This window comes from Marinobacter salarius (assembly GCF_032922745.1).
Lineage (GTDB): Bacteria > Pseudomonadota > Gammaproteobacteria > Pseudomonadales > Oleiphilaceae > Marinobacter.
Genome location: NZ_CP136693.1, coordinates 4,189,036 through 4,207,043, shown reverse-complemented (window position 1 = coordinate 4,207,043; position 18,008 = coordinate 4,189,036). Strand labels below are relative to the sequence as shown.

Below are 18,008 nucleotides of genomic sequence, written 5' to 3'. Positions count from 1 at the left end.
GTCTGAGCGAAGCGAGTTCTTTTCCCGAAGAAAAATACTCCCACCTCTGGCCAGCCCCCAAAGATTATTGGAGGAGCGCCATAGCAGCTTCCATCTGCGCGTTCAGATCCTCTTCCTCGCTCATATCCACCTCAGGATCCAACCCAAGACGATCAAACGCCGAAATCGTCTTCCAGTCCACCTCCGTCCAGGGATGGTCCGTCCCGGCAATCAACTGCAGATTGGCAATCATCACCAGATCCGCATAATCCGCCGCCGGCACCTCACGATGCAGGTTCGCGTATTCCAAAGGCACATTCTGAAGTTCCTTCGGGAAATCCCACTTCTGCAGAATCATCGCCCCGATACGCGGATGAATCTCATCAATCACATTGTCCAGCATGATGCTGCTGATCTGGATATCCTGATCCTCAACATAGCGCAGGATTGGCAACACCCCGATAAGGTGAACCAACCCGGCAAGGGTGGCCTGGTCTGCTTTGAGGTTGGTGTAATGCTGGGCCAGTACATGGCACACCCCCGCCACTTCAGTGCTCTTCTGCCAGGTGGCACGCAGGCGCTTGTCGATCATGTCCGAGGTGGCCTGGAACATCTGCTCCATGGCAAGACCCATTGCCAGGTTACTGGTATAAGCCATGCCCAGGCGACTGACCGCCATATTCAAGTTCTCAATCGCCCGGCTGCCGCGAAATAGCGGGCTGTTGCAGACTCGAATAATACGCGCTGACAGGGCCGTGTCGTTGCTGATGACCTTCACCAGATCAAGAATGGCCGAGTCCTCATTCTCTGCAATGTCACGTACCTGAAGCGCAACTTCCGGAAGCGTCGGAAGTACCAGTTTGTCGTTTTCAATGGCGTTGGTCAGGTCGGTTATTATGGTCTCTACAATGTTGGACATGGTCAGTTCGAATCCGCCTGTGAAGTGTCACCTGGCCGGAAGGAAGGTCCGGAAAGGCTAATATGCTCATGTATATGACGTACTTTATAGCAAATTATCGAGATTCTTCCTGTCAACTTATGTATCAGGCGTGTCGGTTTTTTCACGCTCCGGAACAGAATACGGCAAAGGGCGCAATGACAGCGCCGCGTCGGAGGCGCTCTCGGGTACCAATGATTTCTCCGCCGCATCGTGGCGCACAACGGCCAGAATCTCCGAGTGTCCGTCAGAGAAACCAACAGAATTCACGACATTTCCCACTGACCGGTCTCCGTCCAGCAGCGACTCACCGGGGGCAGGCAGGGTTCCGGCACCCTCACATGTGTACCGGAAAAGGCTTTTCTTGAGTTGCCCCAGGAAGTGCATGCGCGCGATCACTTCCTGCCCGGTGTAGCAGCCTTTCTTGAAGTGGATGCCTCCAACATGCTGCCAGTTCAGCATTTGCGGCACGAAGCTCTCCGTAGTGGCGGCCGTGAGCGATGCTACGCCGGCGGCAATTTCGGAAGCCTGCCAATCGGCGAGGGGGGCTGCAGGAATCTCCTCCAGAGCTTGTTGCAGCGACGTGTCCAGGTCACCCGTTTGCCATAGCTCATAGCGGGCCATGCCTTCGGCGGTGTCCATCGTGCGTATCAGGTGGCCTCCGCTGATTTTCACGGAATCGCCTGCGACTGCAAGTGCACTGGTGTTTTCTGGTAGCAGTTTTTCTACTGCGGCATCGCCCAGAAGCCCGACGATCCGAGCGTCCGACTCTACCTCCATTGACGTACCACGGAACAGCATCAGGTACTTGCGCAAATGAGTCACCGTGCCGTCGGAGAGATCCGCTGGCAGCTCCATCAATATGTCATCACCATCCCTCACCAACCGGGTCAGGCAATAGGTGCGCCCCTTGGGCGTACAGGCTGCCGCTCTTGGCGAATGCACCTGGGTGACATCTTCAATCTGTTGGCTGAATTGACCCTGCAAGAACTTGTCAGTGCCGGGCCCGGATATTCGAACAATGATCCGGTCAGAGACGGAAACGCAACAGGGTTGGGGAAGCGGGTGGCTGGCCAACGGACTTTCGGTGTCTGACATGGAGCACTCCAGAATTAGTGGATTTCCTGTGTCTGGCGGCCCGATGCCTTGCCGCCAGAGGCCGGGCCAAGACGAAGCCACACCCGCAAACGGCGGAACGCGTCGGGCGGGATGTTGCGAAACCGCGGCGTAACAGCAACCAGGACAACAGGATATGTACAGGATATGGTGCCGGAGTACCGCAGTTTCAAGATCGCAAAGTGGGCACCCAAACGACTTTCGCCCGCAACCATAACGGCGCGGTCCTGGCCCGAGCGAAGGCGCGCGTATAGTTGCTCGCTCTCGACCCTGAGTCCGGTTACGGCTGCCGGACCGGCCAGTAAGCCGGTTCGCCGGTACTGGAAAGCCGCGCCCACGAGTGAGGGAACAACCAGCGTCAGAATGAGTGAACCAAACTCACTGGCCACGGCGACCAGGAACAGGGTCAGCGCCAGCCAGGGCAGGGCGCACAGTAGCCCGACAGCGTGGGATGGAATAAGTGTCAGTTCAATCCGGCTGGACACGGTTCAGTATGAGGTCAACGATGCGTTGCAGGTCGGGGTCTTCTGGGCGGCTACGCTGCATGAACCACTCGAACATATCGGTGTCCTCGCAGTTGATCAGTTTCTGGTATCGTGCCTGGCCTTCAGCGGGCAGGTCTCGATAGGCGTTTTCAAGGAACGGGATCAGCAAAACGTCCAGTTCAAGCATGCCGCGGCGGCTGTGCCAGTAGAGGCGATTGAATTCGGTGTTGTCAGACATTGATTCTCTCAGTTAACCAGTGGGCATTGGAGTGGACCGAGCCATTTCCTTCAGGGAGACGACCGCCGGTAAGTGGTGGGAACCAGTACGGTATCCCTTGCCTCATGGAGTAGTCCGGGGAAATCCAGTGTGTAGTGCAGGCCGCGACTTTCCCGGCGCTGCAACGCGGAACAGATAATCAGGTCCGCCACGGTCACCAGGTTGCGCAGCTCAAGCAGGTCGTTCGAGACCCGGTAGTTGCTGTAGAACTCGCCAATTTCCCGTTCCAGCAGATCGATCCGGTGCTTGGCTCTCTGCAGGCGTTTGGTGGTACGAACGATGCCGACATAGTCCCACATGAAATGCCGCAATTCGTCCCAGTTGTGGGAGATTACCACGTCTTCGTCGGAATCCCTTACCTGGCTTTCGTCCCAGTCCGGTGCTTGTGGCGGTGCAGGAATATCCGATTCTCGTCGCGCTATGTCCGCAGCGGCGGCACGGCCGTAGACCAGGCATTCAAGCAGGGAGTTACTAGCCATGCGATTGGCGCCATGAAGACCGGTAAAGGCTGCCTCGCCGACAACATAAAGCTGGTTGATGTCGGTGCGGGCGCGCTCGTCACTGAGTATGCCGCCACAGGTGTAGTGCGCGGCGGGTACCACCGGGATCGGTTCTTTGGTGATATCAATCCCGAACGCCAGGCATTTTTCGCGAATGGTTGGAAAATGCTGCCTGATGAACTCGGCCGGTTTATGGCTGATGTCCAGGTATAGATGATCAGCGCCCAGCCGTTTCATTTCGTGGTCGATGGCGCGGGCAACGATATCCCGGGGCGCGAGTTCGCCCCTCTCATCGAAGCGATCCATAAAGCGGGAGCCGTCCGGAAGCTTCAGCACACCGCCTTCGCCCCTTACCGCCTCGGTAATCAGGAACGACTTGGCATGTGGGTGGTACAGGCACGTGGGGTGGAACTGGTTGAACTCCATATTGCCGACCCGGCAGCCGGCGCGCCAGGCCATGGCTATACCGTCGCCCGAAGCTCCGTCCGGGTTGGTGGTGTAGCGATACGCCTTGCTGGCGCCGCCGGTGGCGAGGATGGTGAAGCGGGCCCGGAACAATTCGACATGGTTGTCTTCCAGATTCAGTATGTAGGCGCCTACGCACGCGTTTCCGGGCAACGCCAGCTTGCGATTGGTGATCAGGTCCACGGCAACCCGACGGGACATCAGGGTAATGTTGGGTCGCGCCTGGGCCTGGGACGTCAGAGTGGTGGAAACGGCGTGGCCGGTGGCATCGGCCGCGTGGATAATGCGACGGTGGCTATGCCCGCCCTCCCGTGTCAGGTGGTACTGGGACTGGTCATCGCGGGTAAAGGTAACACCGCTGTCGATCAGCCAGTTGATACTTTCGCGGCCATGCTCGACGGTAAACCGGACGGCATCCTCATGGCAGAGACCGCCCCCTGCGTTGAGAGTATCGCTAACGTGATTCTCAAGGGAGTCGTCGTCATCCAGCACGGCTGCGATGCCGCCCTGGGCCCAGAGAGTTGCACCGCTGCTGATATCGGCCTTGCTGATTACGGCGATCCGCAAGTGCTCGGGCAAATTCAGGGCAACAGTGAGGCCGGCAGCACCGCTGCCGACAATCAGGACATCGAATTCGTAGGACTGTGGCATCGGGTCGTAATCACGGGCCATAATGTGGATGTGTATTGAACTAAACTTTGCGCTCGCTGTCTATTTGGCCTGACGGGGTGCTCCCAAGTAAGTGGGGGCATTGTAGACTCATCGGATGCCGGGCAGCAGCATGATTCCATTGAATAGCAGACAAGTGGGCCAGATGGTCGAACGCTATGGCAACCCCGGCACCCCGTCCATGAATGCGGATACAGAAAGACACAAGGAAGAAAACAGCGAAAGCCAGACAGACCTTCAACTGGTAAGAAAGGTCCGTCATGGTGACCGGCCTGCCTTTGATCTTCTGGTCGTCAAATATCAGTCCCGGGTGGCGTCGATTATCAGTCGTTATGTCTACGACAGCCAGGAGGTGATGGACCTTACCCAGGAAACCTTCGTCAAGGCGTACCGGGCGATTGACCGTTTTCGGGGAGACAGCGCGTTCTACACCTGGTTGTACCGGATCGCCGTGAACACGGCCAAGAATTTCCTGGAGTCCCGGGGTCGTCGTCCGCAGGGCAGTGCCGATGCGGGTGAAGCTGAGAACTATGACGACGGTTCAAGGCTCAGGGACAATGCGTCTCCAGAGAAGCTGTTGCAACGAGACCAGTTGCAAAGCGCGCTCAGAGAGGCGATATCAAACCTGCCGGAGGAGCTCCGATCTGCGTTTTTGCTCAGGGAGTATGATGGGCTGAGCTACGAAGACATCGCCGGTATTCTCGAGTGCCCCATCGGCACGGTAAGGTCACGAATATTCAGGGCACGGGATGCGGTCGATCGCCACCTGGGCCCCTTATTAAATGATTCCCGGACGTAATGAGGTTGCATCCTATGGATGATCGTCTCAAAGAAACGCTGTCTGCAATGATGGATGACGAGGCAGATGAATTGTCGGTTCGCAGACTGCTGTCGCATGCTGAGCAGGATCAGGTTCGTTCGCAGTGGCAACGTTGGCAGCAGGTGCGGGATCTGATGCATCAGGGCGGTGTGGCACCGGAGGATGTGGATGTCAGCGCCGGGGTCAGGGACGCTCTGGACGGCAGTGGTACTCTACCGCATGCGGCGACCGCTGGATCTATGTCCCGCCGGGATAAAAGCTGGCACTGGCCAGCATTTGCCATGGTCACGCTGGCGGCGGTGATTGGTTTTGGCGCCGGTGCTGGTTGGGAGTCCGCCGAAGATGGTGGAACGATTGCAACAGCGGGCGTTGCGGAAGAACAGGATCCGAGGGGGGCGGCTGCCGAGCCGGTCCCGGAGGTGGCGTTGCAAGGCCTTGATGAGGAGCAATGGGAGCACCTCAGCCGCTACCTTCTTGAGCACGCCCAACATAACAGTGTAGGAGCCGGCCGGGGCTCGGTTGGTTATGCGCGGGTTGTTAGCGCGTCCGGGCCAGAGTATTGACGCTTCATGTTCTTGGGATACTGGCTGGAGTTGAACCGCTAATGGGCAGAATCGTAACGGCAATCCGGAGTCGATTCCCCGGTGCAATCGGGCATAGGGTGGTCATGTTAGCCTTTTTCGCCGGGCTGATGTGGCAGGTGTCTGCCAATGCTACGGAGAATGCCGGGAACAATGAGGAGCGCGCCGAATATTGGCTCGACCGCCTTGGTCCCTCCCTGAATATGACGTCCTATCGCGGCGTCTTTGTGTATGCCCGGGGCGATCAGGTCAGTTCTATGCAGATTGCGCACCGGTATCGGGATGGTATGGTGGAAGAGCGGTTGGTTCTGCAGGACGGAGCCAGTGGTGAGATCGTTCGAAAGGGGATGCGGGTCATCTGTGTGCTTCCTGACCACGGGCGCATTCAGTTGGATCAGGTCATTCCGTCGGGCCCTTTTGCTGAGGCTTTTTCCCACCAGTTGATGCCGGTCAGTCAATGGTATCAGCCGGAGCTGGTGGGAGATGATCGTATTGCTGGTTACGATGTGGTCAAGCTCGGACTCAGGGCGAGGGATGATCTTCGATACAGTCACCAGTTGTGGCTGGAAAAATCCACCGGGCTGTTGGTGAAAAGTCATGTGCGTTCCGTCGGCGGTGAGGTGCTTGAGCATTTTCAGTTTACCAGCCTTGAAATAACGGACTCCCTTCCAGATAGCGAATTTATCGTAAGAACAGAAGGGGAAGCCATCAAGCGGAAACTAGACCCTGAACAGACGTCGTCTCCCGCAGCGCGGATGGATGGCTGGACGCTTGAGTGGCGCCCGGACGGCTTTGTTCCCGCGGCTTCACCGCGGTCGGGTAAAGGGCAAGCCGTGGCGTTCTCGGACGGGCTGGCGGCCTTTTCGGTGTTTGTGGAGCCAGCACGGAAGATGGCGATGCCCACAGGCGCTTCGCGAATTGGTGCCACGACGGTGTATATGAAACAGATCAACGTCGATGACGTTGCCTTTTTCGTGACCGTCGTCGGGGAGATTCCGCCGACGACCGCCCGTAAGGTGGCCGAGTCGGTGAAGGTTGACGATACCCTGGCGTTTGGCGGAGGGCAGAAGTGATTACTGAAACTGGCAGGGTAGTTGGTGTTGCCGGCGACAGGGTGTGGGTACAGACGATTCGCACAAGTGCCTGCGAAAGTTGTTCGGCTCGCCATGGTTGTGGTCAGCGCTTACTGGCCAGTGTCTCAGGCGGCAGGGCCAATCAGGTTCTGGTGGCCAACAGCCTTGGCGCCAGGGTGGGTGACGAGGTGACGGTGGCCATTGATGAGGCCGCGCTACTGGGTGCTTCCCTGCTGGTTTATGCGGTGCCACTGGTGTCAATGGTGGCGGGGGCTGTATTGGGGCATCAGTTGTCGGTAGGTCATGCGGCCAATGAAGCCGTCGCTATGATGGGTGCTGCAACGGGGCTTGCCCTGGGCTTCCTGGCTGCCCGTCGTGGGCAGTCACGTACAACGAAAACCTGGGAGCCGACGCTGGTGGATGTCAGGCAGGCGTCAGTTGCTTCCCCCGAGTGATGTTCCGACAGCTTCTGTTGAAATTATTGGCTTTGACCGCACATTGAGTATACAACGTCCGCTGAACAGGGGGTCTTTAATGCCTGAAGTAAAGAACGATCAAGACACGCAGTGCCGGCCTCAACGCCAAGGTTCCATCGTGTTCGTCTGGTATCTCTTGTGTCTTCTTGTTCCATTGTCACTGGCCCAGTCTGCCTCGGCTCAGAATCTCCCTGATTTTACCGAGTTGGTCGAAGAAAACTCGAATGCTGTGGTCAATATCAGCACGACGACTGAGCCCAAGTCGGCGGGTAGTGGCCGCTCTCACGACCTCCCTTTTAATGATCGACAGCTTGAGCAGTTGCCGGAGTTTTTCCAGGATTTCTTCCGCGGTCCTCAGTCACCCTTTGGCGGAAGCCCAGGTGGTTCAGCCCCACGTCAGTCCATGGGGTCCGGGTTTATCGTTTCCAGCGATGGCTATGTGTTGACCAATAACCACGTGGTGGAAGGCGCTGATGAGATCATTGTGCGTCTGAATGATCGTCGTGAGTTGCCCGCCAAACTGGTTGGCACCGATCCACGTTCCGACATGGCGGTGCTCAAAATTGAAGGTGGCGACGACTTGCCGGTGGTTCGGGTCGGGCGCTCCAAAGATCTGAAAGTGGGTGAGTGGGTCCTGGCCATCGGTTCGCCCTTTGGCTTTGATTACACGGTAACAGCTGGCATTGTCAGTGCACTGGGCCGCTCACTGCCATCGGAAAACTACGTTCCGTTTATCCAGACCGACGTTGCTATCAACCCGGGTAACTCCGGCGGGCCGCTGTTTAACCTGGACGGCGAGGTTGTGGGTATTAACTCCCAGATCTACACCCGCTCGGGTGGATTCATGGGGGTGTCCTTCGCTATCCCCATTGACGATGCCATGAACGTATTCCGGCAGATCAGAGACAATGGATCGGTGTCCCGCGGTTGGCTGGGTGTACTGATACAGGAAGTCAATCGTGACCTGGCGGAGTCGTTCGGTCTGAAGCGTCCTCGTGGTGCCCTTGTTGCAGAGGTGATGGTAGGCTCCCCGGCCGAGAAAGCGGGATTGCAGGCGGGTGATATTGTGCTCGAATACTCGGGCGAAGACGTCACCCTATCTTCAGATTTGCCGCCGATGGTCGGTCGCACTCCGGTCGGTGAGACGGCCACCATGGAAGTTATGAGGGAAGGCCGGCAAATTACACTGGATGTTGAAATCGGCAAACTGCCGGAAGAGGGTTCAGAGCAAGCATCTGCTCCGGCTTCCGGCAACAACAGTCCGTCCGCGGCGCCCTTGGGGATGACGGTTGAGCCCTTGCCAGCTGAACTCCAGGAATCACTGGGGGTATCCGGAGGAGTGCTTGTAACAGACGTTGCCCGCGGTCCGGCGCTTGATGCGGGTATCCGTCCACGGGACGTGATCACCGAACTTAACCGCCGCAAGGTCACATCCGTGGAGGATTTCCGTGAAGCGGTGTCATCCTTGCCAGACGACAGTGCCGTATCCGTGAGGGTTGTTCGCCAGGGGCGGGCCACTTATCTGGTGATGAAGCCCTGACAGTTGATCCGCCGGCCGGATCGGCGGACACAAAACGGTACAAAATCGAGAGCCCCGCTGGAGGTCGTTTAAACGACAGCCAGTGGGGCTTTTGTTATACTGGCCAAAATAATCAGATTACTGGCCACGGATCGGACCTCCACAAAAATGATGAACAGAAAGGAACTCCCCCTCCGGAAACTGCTCCAGCTACGCTATTCGTGGGCCGCTTGGTTAGTACTGATCGCCTCTCTCGCTGTCACCGCCCTGTTATGGCAAGTGTCCATTCGCCTGGTCGAAGACCGTACCGAAGCCCGTTTCAAAACACAGTCACTACAGTTGCGAACCGCCATTGAAGAGCGCCTGCTGAACTATGAACAGGTATTGGCGGGCAGTGCGGGCCTGTTTGCTGTTGCCGGCGAGGTGGATAGGGATGACTGGGGGGAGTATGTCGACAACGTGGATATCAACCGGTATTACCCGGGGATCCAGGGCATCGGCTACGTGCAGAGGATTGGTGTCCGCCAGATGGCAGATCATATCGCATCGGTCAGGAAGGACGGTGTCCTCAATTACCTCGTGACGCCTCTTGGCACCGGGCCGGATTACTACCCCATGGTGTATCTGGAGCCCGGAACCGAGCGGAATCGCAAGGCACTTGGTTACGATGCCTTCAGTGATCCGGTGCACCGGCACGCCATGGCGCGGGCACGGGACCATGCCAAACCAAAAGTGACGGGTAAAGTCGTGCTGGTGCAGGAAGAAGTGGCGGAAGATCAGGCCGGCTTCCTGATGTACTACCCGGTTTATCAGGGTGGGGAAGTGCCTGAAAGCCAAGTTGAGCGGCAGATGATGCTTGCTGGCTATGTGTTCAGTGCCTTTCGGATGAACACTCTGCTTGATGGCATTGTTGGCCTGATTTCGCCGTTCCTGGATGTGAAGATATACGACAGCGGGGTGGTGTCGCGGGATACCCAGATGTATGGGTCAAACCTGGGCTCCCTGGGTGAGGATTTCAGCTTTGAAATGAGCCAGACCATCACCCACGGTGGGCGTGACTGGCTGTTGCAGACCCGTTCCACTCCGGCGTTTGACTATCTGGCGTCTGATCCGCGACCGCCTATCGTTCTTGGTTCCGGCGTTGTGATCAGTCTGCTGATGTTCCTGTTTGTGCTGACCATGATTCGTGGCCGCATCATGGCGCAGATTGGTGCCGGTCGCTACCGCGCTATTACCGAAGGTGCCGCGAACGTGACTCTTGTGCTGGATCGCGATGGCACGCCGCGTTACGCCAGTCCGTCCAGTCACGACATTTTGGGCTTCGACCCCGACAAGGTGTATGGCCTGGAGTTAGAGTCCCTGGTGCATGCCGAGGATTGGCCGCAGTTAAAATCAGGGTTTGATGAAGCGGTCAAATCGCCTGGGAAGCAGATGGCGGTTATCCGTGGCCGTATACGCGATTCGCAAGGCCAGTGGCGGGATATGGAAGGCACGTTCACCGCCATGCTGACGGTGCCCGGCGTGAATGGGGTGGTGTTGAGCCTCCGTGACCTGACCCAGTTGAAAGCCGCGCAGACGGAACTGCATCGCCTGGCGTTCTACGATCCGCTGACCGGACTTGCCAATCGCCAGCTATTCCGTGACCGGCTTAACCACGTGGTCCGCAGGAGTCGTCGCAGTGAAGAGCCGGCCGCCCTGATGTTCCTGGATCTCGACGGTTTCAAACGTATCAACGATACCCTGGGCCACGATAGTGGTGACGAGCTGCTGAAGAAGGTTTCCCAATGGTTGGCCGGTTGCGTGCGCGAGGAGGATTCGGTAGCCCGATTGGGTGGCGATGAGTTTGTGGTGCTGTTGTCGCGGATCAGTGGTCCTGATGATGCTGGGAAGGTTGCCGACGCCATTCTGCGGAGGCTGTGCCAGCGGGTTCGCCTCAACGATCACGAAGTGGGCGTTACCGTCAGCATCGGTATTACCATGATTCCCCATGACAGTGAGGACCCCGGTACGCTGATGAAGTATGCCGACCTGGCCATGTACCGGGCCAAGGAGTTGGGGCGCAACACCTACCAATTCTTTACCCCGGCCATGAACATCAAGGCCGCCAGGCGCCTGCTTCAGCAGGAAGAGCTGGCAACGGCGCTGGAAGGCGATCGGTTTGTGCTGCATTACCAGCCCAAGGTGGACCTCGAAAGCGAGCGGGTGATTGGCGTCGAGGCTTTCCTGCGCTGGCATCACCCTGAGAAGGGGCTGGTCAGCGCGCAGCAATTCATTACTCTGGCCGAGGAAACGGGGCTGATTATACGCCTGGGTGAACTGGCGCTGAGGCAGGCGTGTATCCAGGTTCAGGCTCTTGAGCGGGCCGGATTTGAGTCACTGAAAATGGCGGTCAACCTGTCCGTTCGCCAACTGACGGATTCCGGGTTTCTGGATATGATGCGCAAGGTCATTACCGAAACGGGAGTATCGCCAGAGCGGCTTGAGCTTGAAATGCCGGCGGAACTGCTGAATGAAGACCCACGCATGCTCAGGGAACTCCTGGTGTCTCTGCACGACATGGGGGTCTGCCTGATCCTGGATGACTTTGGCACTGGTTCCTGTTCTCTGGTGGCGCTCCAGCAGTTGCCGCTTGATGTCATCAAGATTGATCATCGCTTCATTCGCGACATCCCTTACAACGTCAGTGCGACTGATGTCGCCTCAGCGGTGGTTGCTCTGGCCAGAAAATTGCACCTGACCGTTGTTGCCGAGGGCGTGGAAACGCCGCAGCAGCTCAGCTTCCTCAAAAGCGCTGGTTGCGCCCAATGCCAGGGTAACCTGTTCAGTTACCCGTTGGACGAAGATGCGCTTATCGGTTTCCTTATTAGGCAATATGAGCGGCCGCTGATCTCCTGATCATGGCAATAACGGCCGGTAACCGGTAAAATCACGCCGTCGCCGGACTCCGGCAACGGCCCTTCCGGGCTCAATCCTTCGTCTTTTGCGAGTATTCATTGTCTGTGACTGAACTGAGCCGAATCCGAAATTTTTCGATTATCGCCCATATTGACCATGGTAAATCCACTCTGGCAGACCGCTTTATCCAGATCTGCGGTGGCCTGACAGAACGCGAAATGGCTGAGCAGGTCCTTGATTCCATGGATCTTGAGCGTGAGCGTGGTATTACCATTAAGGCCCAGAGTGTGACTCTGAACTACAAGGCTCGGGACGGCATTGAATACAAGCTGAATTTCATCGATACACCTGGGCACGTCGATTTTTCCTACGAGGTGTCGCGTTCTCTGTACGCCTGTGAAGGTGCTTTGTTGGTCGTGGATGCCGGCCAGGGGGTTGAGGCCCAGTCCGTCGCTAACTGTTACACCGCTATCGAACAGGGGCTGGAAGTGGTGCCGGTGCTTAACAAGATGGATCTTCCTCAGGCCGAGCCGGAGCGCGTGGCCCAGGAGATCGAGGACATCATTGGTATCGAGGCTACGGACGCTGTGCGCTGTAGCGCCAAGAGCGGTATGGGTGTCGAGGACGTCCTGGAGGACTTGATCAGGAAAATTCCGCCACCCAAGGGTGACCGAAACGCGCCCTTGCAGGCCTTGATTATCGACTCCTGGTTCGACAACTACCTGGGGGTTGTGTCGTTGGTCAGGGTGACCGAAGGCACCCTCAAGAAGGGTGACAAGATCGTTATGAAGTCGACGGGCAAGGCCTGGAATGCTGACAAGGTCGGTATTTTCAATCCAAAACCCAAAGACACGGATATTCTGGAATCCGGGGATGTTGGCTTCGTGGTGGCCGGCATCAAGGACATTCATGGTGCCCCGGTGGGTGACACCATTGTTCAGCAGAAAGGCTCGGAAGACATTCCGATGCTACCCGGATTCAAAAAGGTCAAGCCTCAGGTCTATGCGGGCCTGTTCCCCGTCAGTTCCGATGATTACAACGATTTCCGGGATGCCCTTGAGAAGCTGACCCTGAACGACGCCTCGTTGTTCTTCGAGCCGGAGAGTTCAGACGCCCTCGGGTTCGGTTTCCGCTGTGGCTTCCTGGGTATGCTCCACATGGAGATTGTCCAGGAGCGGCTGGAGCGGGAATACGACATCGACCTGATTACCACCGCCCCGACGGTTATCTATGAAGTCGTTACCAAACAGGGTGAGACCCTGTCGGTGGACAACCCGTCCAGTCTTCCGGATATTGGATCCATCGAGGAAATGCGCGAGCCAATCGTGGAGGCCAGCATTCTGGTGCCCCAGGAGCATCTGGGCAACGTGATCGCCCTGTGTGAAGAAAAACGGGGCATTCAGAAAAACATGCACTTTATGTCCACCCAGGTTCAGGTGACTTACGAGTTACCGATGGCCGAGGTGGTGCTGGACTTTTTCGACCGGATCAAGTCCGCCAGCCGTGGGTTCGCATCACTGGACTATCAGTTTGTGCGGTTCCAGGCGGCCAACCTGGTACGCCTGGACGTGCTGATCAATGGCGAGCGCGTGGACGCATTGGCGCTGATTGTCCATAAGGACCAGTCCCACTACCGAGGGCGCGCCCTGATTGACAAGATGAAAGAGCTGATCCCACGCCAGATGTTCGATATCGCGATTCAGGCGGCGATCGGGAATCAGGTGGTAGCGCGGGTGACCGTCAAGGCGCTTCGCAAGAACGTCACCGCCAAGTGTTACGGTGGCGACGTCAGCCGGAAGAAGAAACTGCTACAGAAGCAGAAAGAAGGTAAGAAGCGCATGAAGCAACTGGGCAATGTTGAGGTGCCTCAGGAAGCATTCCTTGCCGTATTGAAAGTGGATAACTAAAAGGCACCTGAATGGATATTGATTTCCCCCTGGTTCTGGTTGTTCTGACGTTTGCAACGGGGCTGATCTGGCTGTTGGATGTTGTATTCCTGCGTAAGCGCAGGCTCGCGGTCGCAGAAGGCGCTAGCGGGGAGGTTACGGCGGAGGAAGAGCCGAAGGAGCCCTACCTCGTCGATCTCAGCCGTTCGTTTTTTCCGGTGCTGGCGGTGGTGCTGGTGTTGCGTTCGTTTCTGGTGGAACCCTTCCAGATTCCGTCAGGCTCCATGCTACCCACCCTTGAAGTTGGAGACTTCATCCTCGTTAACAAATACGCCTACGGGCTTCGCCTGCCGGTCGCGGGCACCAAGATCCTGTCGGTGGATGATCCCCAGCGCGGTGACGTAATGGTATTCCGCTATCCGGACGACGGCAGCACCAATTACATCAAACGGGTGGTCGGGCTGCCGGGCGACCGTATCCGATACCAGGATCGTGAGCTGTTTATCAACGGCGATAAAGTGGACACACGCTTTGTTGCCCGGCTGCCACCGGTGGAACTCAGACGTGAATACCTGGGCGACGTTGAGCACGACATCTTCCTGACCCTGGGGCGCACGGGGCGCTCTGGAGAAGGCGAGTGGGTAGTGCCGGAAGGCGAGTATTTCGTGATGGGTGATAATCGGGACAACAGTAATGACAGCCGCTATTGGGGCTTTGTTCCGGATGAAATGGTCGTTGGCAAGGCGTTCGCGATCTGGATGCACTGGCAATCGCTCACCAGTCTGCCATCCTTTGACCGTGTGGGCGGTTTGGAATAAGTGCGTTGTTATTCAGGGGTGTATCGAACATGAAGAAGAACAGTCTTTCCTCCATGCACAGGCAGTCGGGTGCATCGGCGCTTGTTATCATGATTATGGCGCTTTTTTTCGGCGGCTTGCTGACGTTGGCCATCAAGTTGGGGCCAGCGTATCTTGACGACATTACCATTCAGGAAGCGCTTGAGAGCCTGGAAGGGACAGAGGATCTTTCCACCATGGGCCCTGCGCAGGTGAGAAATCTGATAAACAAGCGCCTTAGCGTGAACAATGTTCGCGGATTTGATGAAAAGAATATCACCGTTCAGAAAGACGGGGATCTGGTTATCATCAATGTGGATTACGAAGTCCGCAATAACCTGTTCCGTAATGTGGATACTGTTATCCACTTTCAACATGAGTATGAGATGAAGGGCAAGTGAGTTCACAACCGGATCTCGAGCAGTTACAGCGACGCATCGGCTACCAGTTCCAGACGCCTGAGCGGCTTTTGCTGGCGCTGACCCATAGGAGTTTTGGCAACCAGAACAATGAGCGCCTGGAGTTCCTGGGTGATTCCATCGTTAACATGGTCATTGCTGAATACCTGTACCTGCATTTTGAAAAAGCCCGGGAAGGTCAGTTGAGCCGTCTGCGGGCCCGTATGGTCAAAGGTGTGACCCTGGCGGAAATTGGCCGTGAATTCGAGTTGGGCAAGTACCTCAGGCTGGGTTCCGGTGAAATGAAGAGTGGTGGTTTCCGTCGAGAATCCATCCTTGCCGACGCTGTTGAGTCCATCATCGGTGCCATATACCTGGACAGTGACTTTCACACCTGTCGAGAACAGGTTTTGCGCTGGTTTGAGGTGCGTCTTCAGAAGCTGGATCTGCAGGATACCCAGAAAGATCCCAAAACCCGGCTTCAGGAGTACCTGCAGTCACGGCAGTTTCCGCTGCCTCGCTATGACGTCATTTCCGTGGACGGTGAAGCCCACGCCCAGACGTTCCATGTTTCCTGTGCCCTGCCATCGCTGGACCGCAAAACGACCGGCACGGGTAATAGCCGTCGAATTGCCGAGCAGCAGGCCGCCCGCAATGCCCTTAAGCAACTGGGTGTGGAGAATGACTGATGAATGATGTGACCCGTCCGGAAAATCCGGATAGCCGTTGTGGTTTCGTGGCGATCGTCGGCCGGCCCAATGTGGGCAAGTCCACATTGCTGAACCACATTCTTGGCCAGAAACTCAGTATTACGTCCCGCAAACCCCAGACAACACGTCATCAGGTACTGGGTATCAAGACCGATGGCCCGGTTCAGGCAATTTACGTGGATACGCCGGGGATGCACGAGGAAGAACCCCGCGCTATCAACCGGTATATGAACAAGGCGGCGACATCGGCCCTCAAGGACGTCGATGTTGCGGTGTTTGTCGTCGACCAGATGGCGTGGACGACGGCGGACGAAATGGTTCTGGAAAAGCTCAGTAGCCTGAAATGCCCGGTGATTCTGGCAGTGAACAAGGTTGACCGCATTGAAAATCGCGAGGCCCTGTTGCCGCACCTCGATATGCTATCCCGGAAGCGAGAGTTTGCCGAGATCATTCCGTTGTCGGCGCTGAAGGGGATGAATCTGGAGCCGCTGGAGGCTGCGGTCAGTCGGTTCCTGCCTGAAAGTGTGCACTTTTACCCGGATGACCAGGTCACGGATCGCAGCGAACGCTTTATGGCCTCCGAAATGGTACGGGAGAAGATTACCCGGCAATTGGGGGCAGAGCTGCCGTACTCCGTGGCGGTCGAGATCGAAGAGTTTCGCAAGGATGGTAAGACCCTGCACATTTCTGCGCTAATACTGGTGGAGCGTGAGGGCCAGAAGAAGATCATTATTGGCGACAAGGGCGAGCGCCTGCGGCGCATCGGCCAGGAGGCCAGAACGGATATGGAGCGTCTGTTCGACAGTAAAGTCATGCTAAGGCTCTGGGTCAAGGTCAAGCGGGGTTGGGCGGACAGCGACCGGGCATTGAAAAGCCTGGGTATGAACGACTTCTGAGGCAGCTATGACGGGGCCAATGCAACAGGAGCCCGCGTATGTTCTCCACCGCCGGCCCTGGCGCGAAACCAGTCTGATGGTGGATGTGTTTTCCCTTAACGCAGGCCGGGTAACTGTGATTGCCCGTGGAGGCAACAGCGCAAAGAGCCCGCTCAAAGCTCAGTTGCAGCCTTTTCAGCCTCTGCTGCTGAACTGGACCGGGCGCAGCGACCTGAAGACTCTGACTCAGGCGGACGTTCGCAGCGGCCCCTCCCTGAAGCGCACTCTCTCCCTGTACAGCGGCCTTTACGTCAATGAGCTATTGCAGCGTTTGCTGCCGATGGCCGACCCTCACCACCGACTGTTTGCCGCCTATATTGATGTCATCGCCGAGTTATCGGAAGCCGGGGATGTGGAACCGGTTCTGCGACGTTTCGAGCAATCCCTGGCTGCGGAGCTCGGGTATGACTTCGTCTGGGACCAGGCGACCGATACCGGGCAGCCGGTCGAGGCCGGGGGGCTTTATTGCTATGATCCGGAGCAGGGGATTCTGGCCGAGCCCTCGCCAGGTGTCAGGCTCCAGAATCTGCCGGGCGGTACGCTGTTGGCGCTGGCCGATGGCGACCTCGAATCTGCTGAGTGCCGGCGCGTCGCCAAACGAGTAACACGGGTACTTGTAGACTACCTGTTGCAGGGCAAGGTGCTCCATAGCAGAAGCCTGTTCAGTCATCATCGAGGAGATCGTAATGACCTCTAGCTCAATGAAGCCCAGAGTCTTGCTGGGTGTAAATATTGACCATGTTGCTACCTTGCGTCAGGCCAGAGGGACCCGATATCCAGACCCGGTACAGGCGGCGATTCTGGCGGAAGAGGCGGGCGCCGATGGTATCACCATTCATCCCCGCGAGGATCGCAGACACATTCAGGATCGCGATGTGCTGCTGCTGAAGGAAATCCTCACCACCAAGATGAACCTGGAAATGGCAGTCACTGACGCCATGCTGGCGTTTGCCGAGCAAGTGCGCCCCGAATGTGTGTGCCTGGTGCCCGAGAAGCGCGAAGAGTTGACAACTGAAGGCGGTCTGGATGTGGACGGCCAGGAGGCGCGCGTGGCCAAAGCCTGTGACCGATTGGCAAAAATCGGTGCCGAGGTCTCCCTGTTTATCGACCCGGATGTGACACAGATCGATGCGGCGGTCCGTTGCGGAGCGCCGGTGGTGGAACTGCACACGGGGGAGTACGCGGAAGCGACTGACCCGAAGATTGTTGAAGCGGCTTTTAACACCTTGCAGGAGGCGGTGGCATACGCCCGCAGGAAAGGGCTAGTGGTCAATGCCGGCCACGGGCTGCACTACCACAATACTGAACGCGTTGCCGCCATTGCCGGTATCAACGAACTCAACATTGGCCATGCCATCATTGCCAGGGCGGTGTATACCGGGCTCAAAGAGGCCGTAAGGGATATGAAGGCTCTCCTCGAAAGCGCGCGAGCCTAACGCGCTGATTGTCGT

Annotated in this window: 18 protein-coding genes; 13 read left to right on the top strand and 5 right to left on the bottom strand. The window is 57.2% G+C overall.

What is annotated here, in order from left to right:
• Positions 1-64: 64 nt before the first annotated feature.
• From R1T46_RS19575 to nadB, 5 genes are all read right to left on the bottom strand, one after another.
• Positions 65-898 (bottom strand): HDOD domain-containing protein, encoded by an 834-nt coding sequence (locus R1T46_RS19575; RefSeq protein WP_317306711.1) that lies wholly within the window; start codon positions 896-898, stop codon positions 65-67.
• 117 nt (positions 899-1,015) lie between these two features.
• Complete coding sequence (locus R1T46_RS19570; protein WP_317306710.1) at positions 1,016-2,014, bottom strand: folate-binding protein; 999 nt, start codon at positions 2,012-2,014, stop codon at positions 1,016-1,018.
• A 14-nt stretch (positions 2,015-2,028) separates the two neighbouring features.
• Positions 2,029-2,517, bottom strand: coding sequence for a hypothetical protein (locus R1T46_RS19565; RefSeq protein ID WP_317306709.1), 489 nt, complete (start codon positions 2,515-2,517; stop codon positions 2,029-2,031).
• Positions 2,501-2,755, bottom strand: coding sequence for a succinate dehydrogenase assembly factor 2 (locus tag R1T46_RS19560; protein WP_317306708.1), 255 nt, complete (start codon positions 2,753-2,755; stop codon positions 2,501-2,503). The genes R1T46_RS19565 and R1T46_RS19560 overlap by 17 nt, the downstream gene beginning before the upstream one ends.
• A 50-nt stretch (positions 2,756-2,805) precedes the next feature.
• Complete coding sequence (nadB, locus tag R1T46_RS19555; RefSeq protein WP_317306707.1) at positions 2,806-4,410, bottom strand: L-aspartate oxidase; 1,605 nt, start codon at positions 4,408-4,410, stop codon at positions 2,806-2,808.
• 199 nt (positions 4,411-4,609) lie between these two features.
• Here nadB and rpoE point away from each other — a divergent pair, with 199 nt between their 5' ends.
• The 13 genes from rpoE to pdxJ all read left to right on the top strand — a co-directional run bounded on the left by rpoE (position 4,610) and on the right by pdxJ (position 17,993).
• On the top strand, positions 4,610-5,227 hold the full coding sequence (gene rpoE, locus R1T46_RS19550) for an RNA polymerase sigma factor RpoE (RefSeq protein ID WP_317308342.1): 618 nt from the start codon (positions 4,610-4,612) through the stop codon (positions 5,225-5,227).
• A gap of 14 nt (positions 5,228-5,241) precedes the next feature.
• Positions 5,242-5,811 (top strand): sigma-E factor negative regulatory protein, encoded by a 570-nt coding sequence (locus R1T46_RS19545; protein ID WP_317306706.1) that lies wholly within the window; start codon positions 5,242-5,244, stop codon positions 5,809-5,811.
• A 104-nt stretch (positions 5,812-5,915) separates the two neighbouring features.
• The gene (locus R1T46_RS19540) at positions 5,916-6,902 is read left to right on the top strand and encodes a MucB/RseB C-terminal domain-containing protein (RefSeq protein WP_317306705.1); all 987 of its coding nucleotides are present in this window, start codon (positions 5,916-5,918) and stop codon (positions 6,900-6,902) included.
• Positions 6,899-7,357 (top strand): SoxR reducing system RseC family protein, encoded by a 459-nt coding sequence (locus tag R1T46_RS19535; RefSeq protein WP_317306704.1) that lies wholly within the window; start codon positions 6,899-6,901, stop codon positions 7,355-7,357. Before R1T46_RS19540 ends, R1T46_RS19535 begins: the two co-directional genes overlap by 4 nt.
• 79 nt (positions 7,358-7,436) lie before the next feature.
• Entirely contained in the window at positions 7,437-8,918 is a 1,482-nt protein-coding gene (locus tag R1T46_RS19530; protein ID WP_317306703.1) for a DegQ family serine endoprotease, read from the top strand.
• Between the two features lie 147 nt (positions 8,919-9,065).
• The gene (locus R1T46_RS19525; RefSeq protein ID WP_317306702.1) at positions 9,066-11,792 is read left to right on the top strand and encodes an EAL domain-containing protein; all 2,727 of its coding nucleotides are present in this window, start codon (positions 9,066-9,068) and stop codon (positions 11,790-11,792) included.
• Between the two features lie 104 nt (positions 11,793-11,896).
• Positions 11,897-13,699, top strand: a complete 1,803-nt coding sequence (gene lepA, locus R1T46_RS19520) for a translation elongation factor 4 (protein ID WP_317306701.1) — start codon at positions 11,897-11,899, stop codon at positions 13,697-13,699.
• Between the two features lie 11 nt (positions 13,700-13,710).
• Positions 13,711-14,496 (top strand): signal peptidase I, encoded by a 786-nt coding sequence (lepB, locus tag R1T46_RS19515; RefSeq protein ID WP_317306700.1) that lies wholly within the window; start codon positions 13,711-13,713, stop codon positions 14,494-14,496.
• A gap of 29 nt (positions 14,497-14,525) precedes the next feature.
• Positions 14,526-14,915 carry a DUF4845 domain-containing protein gene (locus R1T46_RS19510; RefSeq protein ID WP_317306698.1) on the top strand — a complete coding sequence of 130 codons (390 nt, stop codon included), beginning with the start codon at positions 14,526-14,528 and terminating at the stop codon, positions 14,913-14,915.
• Positions 14,912-15,601 carry a ribonuclease III gene (gene rnc, locus R1T46_RS19505; RefSeq protein WP_317306696.1) on the top strand — a complete coding sequence of 230 codons (690 nt, stop codon included), beginning with the start codon at positions 14,912-14,914 and terminating at the stop codon, positions 15,599-15,601. Before R1T46_RS19510 ends, rnc begins: the two co-directional genes overlap by 4 nt.
• The gene (gene era / locus R1T46_RS19500) at positions 15,601-16,518 is read left to right on the top strand and encodes a GTPase Era (protein ID WP_317306695.1); all 918 of its coding nucleotides are present in this window, start codon (positions 15,601-15,603) and stop codon (positions 16,516-16,518) included. The genes rnc and era overlap by 1 nt, the downstream gene beginning before the upstream one ends.
• A gap of 7 nt (positions 16,519-16,525) precedes the next feature.
• Complete coding sequence (gene recO, locus R1T46_RS19495) at positions 16,526-17,254, top strand: DNA repair protein RecO (protein WP_317306693.1); 729 nt, start codon at positions 16,526-16,528, stop codon at positions 17,252-17,254.
• 4 nt (positions 17,255-17,258) lie between these two features.
• Entirely contained in the window at positions 17,259-17,993 is a 735-nt protein-coding gene (gene pdxJ / locus R1T46_RS19490; RefSeq protein WP_317308341.1) for a pyridoxine 5'-phosphate synthase, read from the top strand.
• Positions 17,994-18,008 lie beyond the last annotated feature (15 nt).

Coding starts and splice junctions, on each gene's coding strand:
- era (WP_317306695.1), top strand. CDS start 15,601: ATGAATGATGTGACCCGTCCGGAAAATCCGGATAGCCGTTGTGGTTTC.
- lepB (WP_317306700.1), top strand. CDS start 13,711: ATGGATATTGATTTCCCCCTGGTTCTGGTTGTTCTGACGTTTGCAACG.
- R1T46_RS19575 (WP_317306711.1), bottom strand. CDS start 898: ATGTCCAACATTGTAGAGACCATAATAACCGACCTGACCAACGCCATT.
- rpoE (WP_317308342.1), top strand. CDS start 4,610: ATGAATGCGGATACAGAAAGACACAAGGAAGAAAACAGCGAAAGCCAG.
- R1T46_RS19560 (WP_317306708.1), bottom strand. CDS start 2,755: ATGTCTGACAACACCGAATTCAATCGCCTCTACTGGCACAGCCGCCGC.
- recO (WP_317306693.1), top strand. CDS start 16,526: ATGACGGGGCCAATGCAACAGGAGCCCGCGTATGTTCTCCACCGCCGG.
- R1T46_RS19510 (WP_317306698.1), top strand. CDS start 14,526: ATGAAGAAGAACAGTCTTTCCTCCATGCACAGGCAGTCGGGTGCATCG.
- nadB (WP_317306707.1), bottom strand. CDS start 4,410: ATGCCACAGTCCTACGAATTCGATGTCCTGATTGTCGGCAGCGGTGCT.
- R1T46_RS19545 (WP_317306706.1), top strand. CDS start 5,242: ATGGATGATCGTCTCAAAGAAACGCTGTCTGCAATGATGGATGACGAG.
- pdxJ (WP_317308341.1), top strand. CDS start 17,259: ATGAAGCCCAGAGTCTTGCTGGGTGTAAATATTGACCATGTTGCTACC.
- R1T46_RS19540 (WP_317306705.1), top strand. CDS start 5,916: ATGTTAGCCTTTTTCGCCGGGCTGATGTGGCAGGTGTCTGCCAATGCT.
- R1T46_RS19570 (WP_317306710.1), bottom strand. CDS start 2,014: ATGTCAGACACCGAAAGTCCGTTGGCCAGCCACCCGCTTCCCCAACCC.
- R1T46_RS19530 (WP_317306703.1), top strand. CDS start 7,437: ATGCCTGAAGTAAAGAACGATCAAGACACGCAGTGCCGGCCTCAACGC.
- R1T46_RS19525 (WP_317306702.1), top strand. CDS start 9,066: ATGATGAACAGAAAGGAACTCCCCCTCCGGAAACTGCTCCAGCTACGC.